At 63.0% G+C, this 14,525-nt stretch carries 12 protein-coding genes and 1 tRNA gene; 4 read left to right on the top strand and 9 right to left on the bottom strand.

Features of this window, described 5'->3' with window-relative positions:
• Nucleotides 1–85 precede the first annotated feature (85 nt).
• Together ACF8Q6_RS15930 and ACF8Q6_RS15925 are read left to right on the top strand one after the other, a co-directional pair.
• Nucleotides 86–379 carry a putative quinol monooxygenase gene (locus ACF8Q6_RS15930; protein WP_010952504.1) on the top strand — a complete coding sequence of 98 codons (294 nt, stop codon included), beginning with the start codon at nt 86–88 and terminating at the stop codon, nt 377–379.
• A 16-nt stretch (nt 380–395) separates the two neighbouring features.
• Nucleotides 396–662 (top strand): hypothetical protein, encoded by a 267-nt coding sequence (locus ACF8Q6_RS15925; RefSeq protein WP_392491135.1) that lies wholly within the window; start codon nt 396–398, stop codon nt 660–662.
• Here ACF8Q6_RS15925 and ACF8Q6_RS15920 read toward each other — a convergent pair whose 3' ends face one another.
• The 6 genes from ACF8Q6_RS15920 to bglX form a co-directional block, all read right to left on the bottom strand.
• Complete coding sequence (locus ACF8Q6_RS15920) at nt 663–1,268, bottom strand: flavin reductase family protein (protein ID WP_004575149.1); 606 nt, start codon at nt 1,266–1,268, stop codon at nt 663–665.
• A gap of 119 nt (nt 1,269–1,387) precedes the next feature.
• Complete coding sequence (locus ACF8Q6_RS15915; RefSeq protein ID WP_012053623.1) at nt 1,388–1,753, bottom strand: hypothetical protein; 366 nt, start codon at nt 1,751–1,753, stop codon at nt 1,388–1,390.
• A 299-nt stretch (nt 1,754–2,052) separates the two neighbouring features.
• The gene (locus tag ACF8Q6_RS15910; RefSeq protein WP_003251986.1) at nt 2,053–3,372 is read right to left on the bottom strand and encodes an MFS transporter; all 1,320 of its coding nucleotides are present in this window, start codon (nt 3,370–3,372) and stop codon (nt 2,053–2,055) included.
• A 254-nt stretch (nt 3,373–3,626) separates the two neighbouring features.
• Nucleotides 3,627–4,961 carry a sigma-54 dependent transcriptional regulator gene (locus ACF8Q6_RS15905; protein WP_003251989.1) on the bottom strand — a complete coding sequence of 445 codons (1,335 nt, stop codon included), beginning with the start codon at nt 4,959–4,961 and terminating at the stop codon, nt 3,627–3,629.
• Nucleotides 4,955–6,712, bottom strand: a complete 1,758-nt coding sequence (locus tag ACF8Q6_RS15900) for an ATP-binding protein (protein ID WP_012053622.1) — start codon at nt 6,710–6,712, stop codon at nt 4,955–4,957. The genes ACF8Q6_RS15905 and ACF8Q6_RS15900 overlap by 7 nt, the downstream gene beginning before the upstream one ends.
• Before the next feature lie 87 nt (nt 6,713–6,799).
• Nucleotides 6,800–9,091 (bottom strand): beta-glucosidase BglX, encoded by a 2,292-nt coding sequence (gene bglX, locus ACF8Q6_RS15895; protein WP_392494237.1) that lies wholly within the window; start codon nt 9,089–9,091, stop codon nt 6,800–6,802.
• Between the two features lie 186 nt (nt 9,092–9,277).
• On the opposite strand from bglX, the gene ACF8Q6_RS15890 reads away from it, so the two are divergent.
• The gene (locus ACF8Q6_RS15890) at nt 9,278–9,895 is read left to right on the top strand and encodes a TPM domain-containing protein (RefSeq protein ID WP_014754347.1); all 618 of its coding nucleotides are present in this window, start codon (nt 9,278–9,280) and stop codon (nt 9,893–9,895) included.
• A 165-nt stretch (nt 9,896–10,060) separates the two neighbouring features.
• Nucleotides 10,061–11,275: a class I SAM-dependent methyltransferase gene (locus ACF8Q6_RS15885; protein WP_392494239.1), complete on the top strand. Its 1,215-nt coding sequence runs from the start codon at nt 10,061–10,063 to the stop codon at nt 11,273–11,275.
• Between the two features lie 32 nt (nt 11,276–11,307).
• Here ACF8Q6_RS15885 and ACF8Q6_RS15880 read toward each other — a convergent pair whose 3' ends face one another.
• The 3 genes from ACF8Q6_RS15880 to ACF8Q6_RS15870 all read right to left on the bottom strand — a co-directional run bounded on the left by ACF8Q6_RS15880 (nt 11,308) and on the right by ACF8Q6_RS15870 (nt 14,515).
• Nucleotides 11,308–12,318 carry a DUF4917 family protein gene (locus ACF8Q6_RS15880; RefSeq protein ID WP_392494241.1) on the bottom strand — a complete coding sequence of 337 codons (1,011 nt, stop codon included), beginning with the start codon at nt 12,316–12,318 and terminating at the stop codon, nt 11,308–11,310.
• A gap of 206 nt (nt 12,319–12,524) precedes the next feature.
• The gene (locus ACF8Q6_RS15875; RefSeq protein ID WP_121784027.1) at nt 12,525–14,231 is read right to left on the bottom strand and encodes a SulP family inorganic anion transporter; all 1,707 of its coding nucleotides are present in this window, start codon (nt 14,229–14,231) and stop codon (nt 12,525–12,527) included.
• Between the two features lie 210 nt (nt 14,232–14,441).
• A tRNA-Gly gene (locus ACF8Q6_RS15870) sits at nt 14,442–14,515 on the bottom strand.
• Nucleotides 14,516–14,525: the final 10 nt, after the last annotated feature.

The following is a 14,525-nucleotide window of genomic DNA, read 5'->3' as shown; positions in this document are numbered from 1 at the left end:
AGTAATGGCCTAACGCGCCGCGCGGGTGAGCGCCTAACCTTGGCAGCCTGGCTTTTCCGTCCGCCTGCTTCAAGGAGATTGTGCAATGACCCTTAAACAACCGGTCACCCACCTTGCTTTCATCCGTGCCAGCAGCGGGCGCTCGGCAGAGCTGGGCGCGCGCCTGCGTGACCTGCTCGAGCCCTCGCTGCGTACACCGGGATGCCTGAGTTTCACCGTGCAGCGTTCTCAGGCTGATGCTGACCTGTGGTTGCTCAGCGGAAGCTGGCAGGACCAGCAGGCGATGAGTGGTTACTTTGCTTCTCCGACACTGGAGGTGTTCGGTGAGCTGGTGCAGGCTCAGGTGGTCAGCAGCCTGGACTTGCATACCTTCGACTGAGCGTGGATGAGGTAAAGTGACGCCCTTGTTCAATCACGCGGACAGCAACATGGCACGTAGGGAATTCACTCATTTCGAAGCGGTATCGGCGATGGTGCCGGTGGATGGTGGCGGCTACCACGCGGCCATCGCAGTCAAAGCCTTGGGCATGGGCGGTGCGCCGCGTTTTCACAAGGTTCTCGACGGGCAGGTGTTCAAGGGCGCTGTGGCCGCCGACGAAGCGGCCACCGCCGAGCTGCAACGCCTGCAGGGCGTCAGCGAAGAAGGTGAGCTGGTCTGGTGATCAGGCCGGCGGCCGGGCCATCTTGAACAGGTTGCCCAGCTCGAAATAATCCGCCGGGCCACCCCCACGCAGGATCGGCTCGGCGGCAGCGGTATCGTAGATGCCGTTGTTCAACAGGTGCTCGGCAATGTGCACCGCCACCACTTCCCCAAGGATCAGCCAGCTGGGCACCTCTTGCTGGTCGGCGCGCTTGAGCTGGACGATCTGGCTGACCTTGCACTCGAAGGCTACCGGCGTTTCACCCACGCGCGGCACCTTGACGATGCTAGACGGTGCGGCAGTGAGGCCGCTCAATTCGAATTCGTTCACTTCGGCAGCAACCGGTGCGCAGCTCAGGTTCATTTGCTCGGCCAGTGGGCGGGTGGCCAGGTTCCAGACGAACTCACCGGTCTGCTCGATGTTGTTCAGGCTGTCTTTGCGCCCGACGCTGCAGAAACCGATGATCGGCGGGATGTAGTTGAACGCATTGAAGAAGCTGTAAGGCGCCAGATTCAGGCGGCCTTCGCGGTCCTGAGAGGAGATCCAGCCGATAGGGCGGGGACCGACGATGGCATTGAACGGGTCGTGCGGCAGGCCGTGGCCTTTGGCGGGTTCGTAGTAATACATCTGTGCTGGGCTTGTTGGCCCTACCTCCTGGTGGACAAGGTGCCTAGTGTGCCAAGCCTGAGCTCGTGTGCAAATGATCAAGCCCGGCCGAAGCCGGGCTGGGTGCTCGCAATCAGGTATCAGCTGATGCGGTGCGCGTTGGTGCGGTCGAAGCCGTCTTCAGCGAAGCGTTGGCCGCCGGTGCGGTCGAAGCCGTCTTCAGCGAAGCGTTGGCCACCGGTGCGGTCGAAGCCGTCTTCGGCGAAGCGCTGGCCACCGGTGCGGTCGAAGCCGTCTTCGGCGAAGCGCTGGCCACCGGTGCGGTCGAAGCCGTCTTCGGCGAAGCGTTGGCCGCCGGTGCGGTCGAAGCCGTCTTCAGCGTAGCTGGCTGACTGGGTTTGAACCGCGGCAAAGGTGTGAGCGTCGGTCCGGTCGAAGCCATCTTCGGCGAAGGCGCCAGCGGCGAAAACCGAGAGGGCCAAGGTGAGGATCAGTTTGTTTTTCATGGTCGTTGCTCCAGGGGTTTGTGAGTTGTTTGTTTCTATGGGTTTAATCCTACGCCGAATAATTTGATTAAAAAGCGCAAAAAACAGTGCTTAATAATCTATTTATTCGATGTGTTTGTGCGCGTATGCCGTGCTTCAGGCCGCAAGCCTGGCTTGGGAGCGTTCGCGCGGGCGCCAACGTTCTGCCAGCCATTGCAGCTTGAAAAGGTGGAATTAATAGGGCGTTAAGAAGGAAAGGTCTGAATGAAAAAGGGCGCTCCATGCAATGGAGCGCCCCTTTTAGTACTGCCAGGCCAGCGTTATTCAGTGGTGATTCGCGAGTGCTGCTTGGTGTCTTTCATGGTCGCGTAAACCAGCAGCGAGCAGGCGATACAGGCGGTGACATACCAGTAAAAGCCGCTCTCCATCCCAGCGCTTTTGAACCACAGGGCCACGTATTCGGCGGTGCCACCGAAGATCGACACGGTCAGGGCATACGGCAGGCCCACGCCCAGGGCGCGAATCTCGGTAGGGAACAGCTCGGCTTTGACCACGGCGTTGATCGAGGTATAGCCGCTTACGATGATCAGTGCGGCCATGATCAGGAAGAACGCACCCCACCAGGTCTGGATGGTGTGCAGGGTGCTGAGGATGGGAACGGTGAACAGGGTGCCGAGCACACCGAAGGCGATCAGGATCGGACGGCGACCGATCTTGTCGGACAGACCACCGATCACCGGCTGCAGGCACATGAACAGGAACAGCGTGGCGGCCGAGATGGTGGTCGAGTCACTGATGCTCATGCCCACGGTGTTGACCAGGTATTTCTGCATGTAGGTGGTGTAGGTGTAGAAGGCCAGGGTGCCGCCCATGGTCAGACCGACGACGGTCATCAGCTCCTTGGGGTGACGCAGCAGGGTGCGCATCAGGCTTTCCTTGGCCTTTTCCTTCTTGGTGAACGAGGCGGTTTCTTCCATGCCGCGACGCAGGTACAGGGCCACCACGGCGCACAGCGCACCGATCACGAACGGCACGCGCCAGCCCCAGGCGTACAACTGCTCGGTGGTCAGGGTCTGTTGCAGGACGATCAGGACCGCCAGGGCGATGAGCTGGCCAGAGATCAGGGTCACGTACTGGAAGCTGGAGAAGAAACCACGGCGCTCCTTGCTGGCCATCTCGCTGAGGTAGGTGGCCGAGGTGCCGTATTCACCACCCACCGACAGGCCCTGCAGCAGGCGCGCGATGACCAGCAGGACAGGTGCGGCGACGCCGATGGTTTCATAACCTGGGGTCAGGGCGATGACCAGCGAGCCTGCGCACATGAGCAGTACCGACGCCATCAGCGCGGCCTTGCGGCCCTTGCGGTCGGCGTACAGGCCCATCAGCCAGCCACCGATCGGGCGCATGAGGAAGCCCACGGCGAAGATCGCAGCGGTATTGAGCAGTTGTGCGGTGGAGTCGCCGGCGGGGAAGAAGGCCTTGGCGAAGTACAGCGAGAATGCGGCGTAGACGTACCAGTCGTACCATTCGACCATGTTGCCGATGGACCCGCTGAAGATCGACTTCAGGCGGCTGGCGGTGGTTTTTTCTGCGGCAGGCGCGGTGGCCGCCCCGGCGGGCAGGGAGGTGGCGTTATCCATCAGGGATACCTTCTCGTTGTTTTTGTGGAGCGCGCCGTGGCGCAGCTTGCCAAGGCAATTGCAGAAGGTGTGCCAAATGGGAGCGGGCTGATTCATTTCAGGGCATCCAATACCCCAAAACCGGCACAGTAGTGGGGCTTGCGCTGCCCTTTGCGGGAGCGGGCTTGCCTGCGAAGGGCTGCAAAGCAGCCCGGAATCTCAAGGTGATAAGCGGTTTTTTGCCGACCAGGTGCAGGTCATAAGCGGATTTCCGCTCATTCCTGCCCAACAAAATCCTCGCGCACCAGCCCATGCCGTTGCATCTTCTCGTTAAGGGTGCGCCGCGGCAGTTGCAATGCCTCCATCACCGACTTGATCTCGCCCCCATGCTGACGCAAGGCCGCGCGCAGGCATTGCGCCTCGAATGCTTCCATCTGCTCGCCCAGCGACTGCCCGGCAGGTGCCACCTCGATGTTTGGCGAACCCAGCCCCAGCGCATGCCGCTCCGCCGCATTGGCCAGCTCACGCACGTTGCCAGGCCAGTCATGTGACAGCAGCTGCGCCAGCTGTGCAGCCGATAGCGGCGGGGCGGTGCGACCCAGCTTTTCACCTGCAGCACGGGCAAAGTGTTCGAACAGCAGCGGTATGTCCTCCCGCCGCTCGCGCAGCGGTGCCAGGCGCAATTCGGCCACGTTCAGGCGGTAGGCCAGGTCTTCGCGGAAGCGCCCGGCACGCGCCTCCTCGAGCAGGTCGGGCTTGGTCGCAGCAATGATGCGCAGGTCCACGCTGATGCTCTGGTTGGCCCCCAGGCGCTCCAGCTTCTGCTCCTGTATCACCCGCAACAGCTTGGCCTGTTGGGCCAGTGGCATGCTCTCGATTTCGTCGAGGAACACGGTGCCACCGTTGGCATATTCCAGCTTGCCGATCCGTTTACCCTGGGCGCCCGTGAAGGCGCCGCTCTCATGGCCGAACAGTTCGGCCTCGAACAACGACTCGGGGATGGCTGCGCAGTTAAGGGCTACAAAGGGCTTGGCGGCACGGGGGCCAAAGTCGTGCAGGCAGCGGGCCACCCGCTCCTTGCCACTGCCGGTTTCACCGCGAATCAGCACGTTCACCGGCAGGCCGGCCAGGTCCAGCACTTGCCGGCGCAGCTGTTGCAGGCCCTGGGACATGCCCAGAAGCGTGACTTCCAGGCGTGACTTGAGGTCGGCCTGCTCGTGGAGCCGGCGGTTCTCAAGCACCAGCTGGCGCTTTTCCAGGGCGCGGCGCAGGCTGCCCAGCAAGTCTTGCGGCGTAAAGGGTTTTTCCAGGAAGTCATAGGCCCCCATGCGCATGGCTTCTACCGCCATCGGTACATCACCGTGACCGGTCAGCAGAATCACGGGCAGGTCGGGGTCGTTCGCCTGCAGGCGTTCGAGCAATTGCAGGCCATCCATGCCCGGCATGCGCACATCGCTGATGATCACCCCAGGGAAGTGCTGCGGCAGGTGTGCCAGGCACGCTTCGGCGTGAGCGAACAACTGCACGCTGAAGCCAGACAGACTCAGCCATTGCTCGACAGCAGTGCGGATACTGGCTTCATCATCGACGACGATCACCGAATTCAACATACAGGCTCCAGGTCACGGGGCAGGGTAAGGCTCAGGCGCGCGCCGCCAGGCAGGTTTTCGGCCCGCAGCTGGCCGCCGGCCTCGTGGACGATGCCGTAGGAAATGGCCAGGCCCAGCCCTAGCCCTTCCCCCACCGGTTTGGTGGTGAAGAACGGGTCGAAGACCTTGGCCAGGTCGGCTTCGGCAATGCCACCACCCGAGTCGAGCACACTCAGGCGCCATAGCTCCCCGTCGGGTTCGATGCGGATCTCCAGGCGTTTGTAACGCTTGTCGAGCATGGCGTCGAGTGCATTGTGCAGGAGGTTTATCAGCACCTGCTCCAGGCGAATGGCATCGCCGCGTACCCAGGCCGGGCGTGCCAGGTACAGCGCCACTTCCACGTCTTCGTTGCGAAGGCGCGCCTCCAGCAGGTGCAAGGCCTGGTCGACCACGGTTGCCAGGTCAAGGCGTTCGCGCAGGCCCATCGGGCTGTTGCGGGCAAAGGTTTTCAGGTGGCTGGTAAGTGCTGCCATGCGCGTGAGCATCTGTTCCAGTGGCTCCAGCGCTTGCCGCGCTTCGTCATGGCGACCATGGTCAAGCAGTAGGCGCAGGGTTTCCAGCTGCATACGCTGGGTGGTCAGCGGTTGGTTGATTTCGTGGGCCATGGCTGCCGACATCTGCCCGAGAGCGGCGAGCTTGGCTGATTGCACCAGGCCCTCCTGGGCAGTGCGCAGCTCACGGGTGCGTTCCTCGACCTGGCGTTCGAGTTCTTGCCGGCTGCGCTGGCGCAGGCGTGCCAGGCGCAGGCGTTGGCTGACGAAAAGGGCGGCGAACACCAGGCTCAGCCAGACGGCGGCGGCGCCAAGCGCGGCATTACGACCGTCGGCAGCGACCTGCGGTTTGCGCAGCAGGTGCAAGGTCCAGTTTTCGCCTTCCAGCGGCAGGCTTTCCCACAGGTACTCGGTACTACCCTCGGGGCCTTGCACGCGGCTAAGGGTGCTGTAGGGGGCAAACCGCGTCAGCACCTGATGGTGTAGCGGCACCAGCGGTTGCTTGTCGTACTGACGGGTTTCGGCCAGCTCGGCACGGTCGGCGCCACTGAGCGGCTGAAGTTCGCGGTAGCGCCAGCCATCCTGGTTTGCGATGAAAGTGATGCCGCGGGCGTCGCTGACCAACAGGATATCGTTGCCCTGTCGCCATTCGCGTTCCAGCTCGGGGAACTCCAGCTTGACCACCATGGCGCCAAGGAATCGGCCATGCTCGTCGTTCACCGCGCTGGCGAGGAAGTAGCCCGGCACGCCACTGGTCACGCCCACGGCATAGAAGCGGCCACTGCCCTGGTTGCGGGTTTGCTTGAAGTAGGGTCGGAAGCCGTAGTTGGAGCCGACGTAGCTGCTGGGCAGCCGCCAGTTGCTGGCGGCAATGGCCAGCCCGGTGCGGTCGAGCAGCTCGAGGGTGGAGGAATTGGCGGCGCCATTGATGCGTTCGAGCTTGAGGTTCAGGGCGTTCTGAACCTTTTCGTCGACCGGGCCGCGCAAGGCTGCGATCAGCTCCGGGTCCAGCGCCAGCACGGCGGGGAGGGCACGGTAGCGATCGATCAGGGTGTGCAGTGCGTTGGCGTACAGGCCCAGTTGCTGGCTGGCACGCTTGGCGTCGTCTTCCATGGCCTGGCGTTTGGCCTGGTGCATGGCCCAGCCGGCGCTGAGTGCGGTACCCAGCACGATCAGCAGGGTGATCAGCCCCAGACGCAGGGCGCGAACGGAAAAGGGCATCGGGGGGCGGATCCGGTGGTGGGATAACGGGGCCGGCCTCTTCGCGGGTTTACCCGAGAAGAGGCCGGAACAGGCGGCCTTTTTCAGTCAAAGCAATTCAAAACTCTGCTGCTGCACCGCCTGGGAATCCAGCCCTACCTGGACATTGAACTCCCCTGGTTCGGCAACCCGCTGCAACTGGCCATTGTAGAACTTCAGGTCGTCCTCGCTGATGCGGAAGGTCAACGTGCGGGTTTCACCCGGTTCAAGCATCAGCTTCTGGAAGTTTTTCAGCTCCTTCACTGGGCGGCTCATCGACGCCGACACATCCTGCAGGTACAGCTGCACCACCGTCTCGCCTGCAACCTTGCCGGTGTTCTTGACCGTTACCTTGGCTTCCAGCGTATCGCCGCGCTTGAGATCCTTGCTCGACAGGTTCAGGCCCGACAGCTCGAAGCTGCTGTAGCTCAAGCCATAGCCGAACGGGTAAAGCGGCCCGTTGGGTTCTTCGAAGTATTGCGAGGTGTAGTTGCCCGGCTTACCCGGCGTGAACGGCCGGCCGATGCGGGTGTGGTTGTAGTACATCGGGATCTGCCCCACCGACCGTGGGAAGGTAATGGCCAGCTTGCCGGAGGGGTTGTAGTCGCCAAACAGCACGTCGGCGATGGCATTGCCGCCTTCGGTGCCGGCGAACCAGGTTTCGAGGATGGCGTCGGCCTGCTCGCGCTCCCAGCTGATCGACAGCGGCCTGCCGTTCATCAACACCAGCACCAGCGGTTTGCCGGTGGCCTTGAGCGCCTTGATCAGCTCGCGCTGGCTGGCAGGGATCTCCAGGGTGGTGCGGCTCGACGACTCGTGGGACATGCCACGGGACTCGCCGACCACTGCGACCACGACGTCGGATTGCTTCGCCGCCTTGACTGCTTCATCGATCAGCACGGCAGGCGGGCGTGGGTCGTCGACGATTTCCGGGGCATCGAAGTTGAGGAAGTTCAGGTAATCGAAGATCGCCTTGTCGCCCGTGACGTTGGAGCCTTTGGCGTAGACCAGCTTGGCCTTGCCCTCCACGGCGCGGCGCAAGCCTTCGCGCACGGTCACCGAGTGAACGGGCTTACCGTCGGCGGCCCAACTGCCCATCATGTCGATCGGGGCATCGGCCAGCGGGCCGACCAAGGCAATGGTGCCGGTCTTTTTCAGCGGCAGGGTCTGGTTGCGGTTTTCCAGCAGCACCAGGCTGCGGCGTGCCACGTCACGCGCAGCTTCGCGGTGCAGGCGGTCGTTGCCGTAGTAGTCCTTCAGGTCGGTTTCGGCCTTGCCGATGCGCACGTACGGGTCCTTGAACAGGCCCATGTCGTACTTGGCACCCAGCACTTCACGCACCGCCTGGTCCAGCTCGCGCTGGGTCACCTCGCCGGACTTCAGCAGGCCCGGCAGCTCTTCGCCGTACAGGGTATCGTTCATGCTCATGTCGATGCCGGCCTTGATCGCCAGCTTGGCGGCTTCACGGCCATCACGAGCGACGCCGTGGCGAATCAGCTCCTGGATGGCACCGTGGTCGCTGATGGTCACGCCCTTGAAGCCCCACTCCTTGCGCAGCAGGTCGTTCATCAGCCAGGTGTTGGAGGTGGCCGGTACGCCGTTGATCGAGTTCAGCGCCACCATCACGCCACCGGCACCCGCATCGAGCGCGGCGCGATAGGGTGGCAGGTAGTCGTTGTACATTTTCGGCAGGCTCATATCGACCGTGTTGTAGTCGCGCCCGCCTTCCACGGCGCCATACAAGGCGAAATGCTTGACGATGGCCATGATGCTGTCGGGGTTGGCCGGGCTGCTGCCCTGGAACGAGCGCACCATTACCTGGCCGATTCTCGAGGTCAGGTAGGTGTCTTCGCCGAAACCTTCACTGGTGCGGCCCCAGCGCGGGTCACGGGCGATATCCACCATTGGCGCGAACGTCATGTCCAGGGCGTCGGCCGAGGCTTCGATCGCGGCGGTGCGGCCGACCTTGGCGACGGCCTCCATGTCCCAGGTAGCGGCCATGCCCAGGCCGATCGGGAAGATGGTGCGCTCGCCGTGGACGGTGTCGTAGGCGAAGAACATCGGGATCTTCAGGCGGCTGCGCATGGCCGCGTCCTGCATCGGCCGGTTTTCGGGGGCCGTGCGGGAGTTGAAGGTGCCACCGATACGGCCGGCGGCGATTTCCTCGCGGATCTTGTCGCGGGGCATTTCCGGGCCGATGCTGATCAGGCGCAACTGGCCGATTTTCTCGGCTTCGGTCATCTGGCTGATCAGATGCTCGATGAAGGCCTGCTTGTCCTGCAGGGGCGGGGCGGTGGGGGCGGCGAGGGCCGCCTGACTGGCAAGGCCCATGGCCAGGCCCAGCAAAGACAGTTTCATCATCAATTCCGTTTTGGGGCCTCTGCCGTATCCACGGTGATACGTGCGCGACCGAAGTTTTCAGGCGGCTATTGTTGTACGATTTGCAGGCAATTCTTCCAGCGGCGGATTATGCCTGAATATGTCGCCTGCGGATGAAGCCCCGAATGCCGGGATAACAACTATAAGAATGCTCAAGAGACCGACGGCATGACCCCCTTCGACGAATACCATCAACGGCAGATTGCCGAAGCCATTGCCCGTGCCGAACGGCGTACCGATGCCGAACTGGTGACGGTGCTTGCCCGTCGTGCCGACGATTATGCGTATTGGCCGTTGTTGTGGGCCGCCGTGCTGGCACTGACCGTGCCTGGTCTGTTGCACTGGCTGCTGGCTTGGCCCAGCGTGCGTGGCGTGCTGATGGGCAACGTGCTGCTGTTCGTCGTTTTGTGCCTGCTGCTGCGCAACCCGCGCCTGGCCGACTGGCTGATCCCCCGTGCCTTGCGCCGCTGGCGTGCCTCGCGCCTGGCCCGCCAGCAGTTTCGCGAGCAGAACCTGCAGCGCACAGCAGGCGCCACGGGCGTGCTGATTTTCGTCAGCGAGGCGGAGCGGCATGTGGAGATCCTGGTCGACCGGGGTATCGAACACTGCCTGGATGCCGAAGCCCGCGCGGCCATCGGTGCCCGCTTGGCCGAGCAGGTGCGCCAGGGCCGCACCTTGCAGGGCTTTGTCGAGTGCATCGAAGCGTGTGGCGAGCTGCTTAGCCAGCACGTGCCGCCAACCCATGCCCGCAACGAATTGCCCAACCGCTTGGTGATTCTCGACTGAACGAGCGCCCAGCCTTGCTGGATTCCCTGCAGGAGCGGGCTTGCCCGCGAATCAGGCGACACGGTGTCTGCCACCGGCTTTGCCGGTGTTGCGGGCAAGCCCGCTCCCACAGGGGGCTTGCGGCACGTTAGAATAGGCGTTCCGCGACCCAAGGCCCCCTTTTTCATGTCCGCCAGTACTTCTGCCTCTAGCGCGCCAGATGCGCGCGCTCAGTTTCTCGACCTGCTGAACGCCGCCCTGCACGGCGAAACCCTGGTCAAGCTGGTGCTGGCGCGCCATGTCGGTGCCGACCAGACCTTGCAACGGATCATTGCCAAGCCGTTGCAGGTCAAGGGCCAGCCGTGCCTGTCGCTGGTCTACCGCCACCAGACCCGCGACATCACCCGCAACCTGCCGCTGGACCAGGCCCAGGTGCTGGTTGCCGAACTGCTGCCAGACAGCTTCCGCAATGCTCACCTGTTCGATGCTGACGGCGAAGTGCAGTTGACCTTCAGCAAGAAGGGCAAACCGATGCTCCAGCGCCACGGTGCCCAGGCACCGCGCGTGGCCGATGCGGGCAGCGGGCATGACCGTGAGAAGAAGCGTTATCTGGAACTGTCGCGGCCGTTTCTGCGTGACCTCGGTGTGACCGACGCACAAGGCGCACTGATCCCGTCCATGTCACGCAAGTGGAAGCAGATCAACAAATTCATCGAGGTCTTCGATCACGCCCTGACCAATGCACCGGTGTCGACGGAACAGGCGCTGCGGGTGGCCGACTTCGGTTCGGGCAAGGGCTACCTGACCTTTGCCATGCATGACTACCTGCGCAACAGTCTGGGCCGTGACGCACAGGTGACCGGCGTGGAGCTGCGCCAGGACATGGTCGACCTGTGCAACGCCGCGGCCGCACGCCTCGACCACCCGGGCCTGGAGTTCCAGTGTGGTGATGTACGCAGCGTGGTGCCTGAGGCCATCGAGGTGATGATCGCCTTGCATGCCTGTGACATCGCCACTGACTACGCCATCCACACCGGCATCCGCTGCAACGCCGCGATCATCATGTGCTCGCCGTGCTGCCACAAGCAGATCCGCCCGCAATTGCACAGCCCAGGGTTGCTGCAACCCATGCTGCAGTATGGCCTGCACCTGGGCCAGCAGGCCGAAATGCTGACCGACAGCCTGCGCGCGCTGTACCTGGAAGCCTGTGGCTATGAAACCAAGGTGTTCGAGTTCATCTCGCTGGAACACACCAACAAGAACAAGATGATTCTTGCGGTGAAGCGGCGGCAGGCGGGGGATAACGGGGCGTTGCTGGAGAAGATTGCCCAGCTCAAGGCGTTCTATGGGGTGCAGGAGCATTGCCTGGAAACGTTGTTGCGCGCGGATGGGTTGCTCTGACGCCCCCACCGTTACGCCTGCCGGGCACCTTGTCAGCGCTGAGCAGAGGGCACTTCGATAGCCAATGCTGCCTGCCCCAACGGATGGGTGCTGGCATCGAAGAAATGCAGCACCGTCCCCGGCAAATCTCCGAAACGATCTGCAAAATGCTGCTTCTGATTGATCACCGACGCCTCGCCCAGCGGCCGAATGGCAATGGATAGCTGTTGCGGACGGGCTTGGCGCACAGCGTCGAGCAGGTGCCGGTCACTGCTGTCCAGATGCTGCCCGAACAGGCATATCCCTTGGTTTTCCTGCGCCAGCTGCCCCAGGCACCAGCTCAGATAGTCCGAGTTGCGGATAGCGCGCAGTTTCTCGTCGCTGCGGTCTTCGTTGACGAACAGCGGTACTTCACCCGGGATATTCACGGCAAACCCATCGAGCAGTTCGGCGCTTTCAGCGCTGCGCTGGCGGGTGGTGCCGTCGGGCAGCTTGAGCAGGTGCAGGCCGCCATGCAGGTGCAGCACCCGGGTACCTTCGCTGCCGGTGCGTCGCACGTCGAAATAGCCTTGTTCGTCGAACAGTTCGGCGAAGCCATTCGGGGCGTGCTGCACGGCCCATGGCAGCAGCAGGTCGTAGTTGCTGGTGTAGACGCTTCGATAGGCGCGCAGCGCCTGATTGAGGGTTGCCAGTGTGGCCTTCGGCATCAGCGGCCAGGGCAGATGCACCGTGCGCACGGCGTGAATCAACGCTTCCTTGATCGAGTAGTAGCGGTTCAGCGGCGCGGTGGAGTTGATGGCCAGTGCGGCATTGGTACGCACGGTGGTGTTGAGGGCGCTGAGCACCGGCTCGAACAGTTCCGTGCCCAAGGACTTGAACAGTGCCTGGTCACTGACCGCCAGGCCTTTCTTGCGGCCTGCGCGTTGCGCTTGCTCGAACAGCGAGAAGTAGCCGAACGGCTTCCATACTGCGCGGCTTGCGCCATTGCCCAGCAGCAGGGCGTCGCAGGGGTGGCGGGCGGCGAGTTCTGGCCAGGGGGTAAGGGTGGCATCAAGTGCGGGCATGCTGGGTCCGTTGGGTGGTGCGGGGAACGGGGCGACTTTAGCATGTCATGCGAGGTGTGCGAGGGTTGGTGTCAGGGCGATGGTTTTGTGTTGTCTGTGCTGGCCCTTTCGCGGGTAAAACCGCCCCTGCAAGTCCATACATAGGAGCGGGTTTATCCGCGAAAGGGCCAGCACAGGCGCAGCACGTTGAACAGGATGAAAGCCGCTCAACCCTGTTCGGTCACTTGCACACTGTGGTTTCGGTTGCGCCACACGCGGTACGCACGAATCCCCGCGCGTACCGAGCCGAATAGCAGTTTTTCTTCCATGTCCCGCGCCATCCCCGAGCGCACCAGCATGCGCAGGAAGGTGCCGCGGGCGCGGGCGATGGCGAAGAGGATGCCTTGAGCCGCCAGGGTGTCACGCACTTCGCGCAGGGCGGCGATGCCGCTGACATCAATGCTGGTTACCGCTTCGGCATCGAACAGCACGGCTTTAGGCTGCTCCTGGCTTTGCACGGCTTCAAGCAGGCGCATCTTGAAGTAGTCGGCATTGAAGAACAGGATGGCGTCGTCGAAGCGGTACACCACCAGGCCAGGCACGGTGCGGGCGTCTTTGAACTTGCGGATGTCCACCTGGCCTTCGGTGCCCGGCAACCAGCCCAGTACGGCATCGGTGGGCTGGTAGATGCTGTAAAGCAGGCGCAGGATTGCCAGGGTCACGGCAAACACGATGCCGGGCAGCACGCCCAGGCCCAGTACGCCCGCCGTGGTCAGCAGGCACAGCCAGAACTCGAAGCGGCTTAGACGCCGGATATGCCCCAGCGATTTGATGTCGATCAGCCCCCAGCCAGCCATCAGCAGCACGGCGCCCAGCGCAGCCTGCGGGATCCAGGCCATGGGTGCGGTGAAGAACAGCAGGATCAGGGCAATCACCAGTGCCGCGATGATGCCCACCAGCTGGCTTTTGCCACCGACCATGTCGTTGACTGCAGTGCGCGAGTCGGCACCGCTGATGGCAAAGCCCTGGGAAATCCCGGCCGCCAGGTTGCTCACGCCCAGGGCGACGAATTCGTGGTTGGCGTTGATCGCGTAGCCATGCCGGGCGGCAAAGCTGCGTGCGGTAAGCATGGCGCTGCAGAAGCTGACGGTGGCGATACCCAGGGCGTCGCGCAGCAGGCTCTTCATTTCCGCCAGGTTGCTGTGTGGCCAGGCCAGTTGCGGGATGCCTGCAGGTACCGGCCCAAGGACGGCAACGCCGAAGCGGTCGAGGCCGAACAGGCCAACCAGCAGCATGAACAGCGCCACTACCGTGAGGGCTGCGGGCAGGCGCGGGTAGCGCCGTGGCAGCCAGATGAGCAGGCCCAGGGCGGCCAGGCCGATGATCAATGTGACCCAGTGAATTTCCCCCAGGCGCTGGAAGAAGTTGATCAGGCTGAGGATGAAACCGTCGCCCTCGATCTGGAAGCCCACTACCTTGGACAGCTGCCCGGCGATCAGGCTCAGGCCGATACCATTGAGGTAGCCGATCAGGATCGGCCGCGAGAAGAAGCTGGCGATGAACCCGGCGCGCGCCAGGCCTGCGGCAATCAACATCACGCCGACCAGTACGGTGACGATCACCGACAGTTCGACGATGCGCTGCGGGTCACCCATGGCCAGCGGTGCCACGGCACCGGCGATCATCGCGCAGGTGGCGGCGTCGGGGCCGACCATCAGCTGGCGCGAGCTACCGATCAGCGCATAGACCATCATCGGTAGCACACAGGCGTACAGGCCATATTGCGGCGGCAGCCCGACGATCTGCGCATAGGCAATGGCAATGGGAATCTGGATTGCGGCTACCGACAGGCCCGCTTGCAGATCGGCGTGGAACCATTCACGGCGGTAGTGCAGCAGGTTGGCAAGGCCCGGTAACCAGCGGGAGAGAAACATGCGTTGTCCTTTCGAATGGTTTCACGAATCCATTGAGCCTACCCGCCACAAGCCGTTTCGCTTGCGCACGCAAAGGCCCGATGCGCATTGAAGCGGATCGGTGGGTAAATGGCCATGGGCCAGGTCAAGGCAGGGTGAAAAACGAAAAAAGGAGCCAAGGCTCCTTTTGACTGCGATGACGTTGCTGGAACGCCATGCGGGAATGCGATGTGGAGCGGGTAGAGGGAATCGAACCCTCAACTAAAGCTTGGGAAGCTTTCGTTTTGCCACTAAACTATACCCGCATCTGAGCTC

Source organism: Pseudomonas sp. GLN_2 (genome assembly GCF_043106005.1).
Taxonomy (GTDB): Bacteria; Pseudomonadota; Gammaproteobacteria; order Pseudomonadales; family Pseudomonadaceae; genus Aquipseudomonas; species Aquipseudomonas alloputida.
This window is presented reverse-complemented; position numbering and strand designations above follow the sequence as displayed.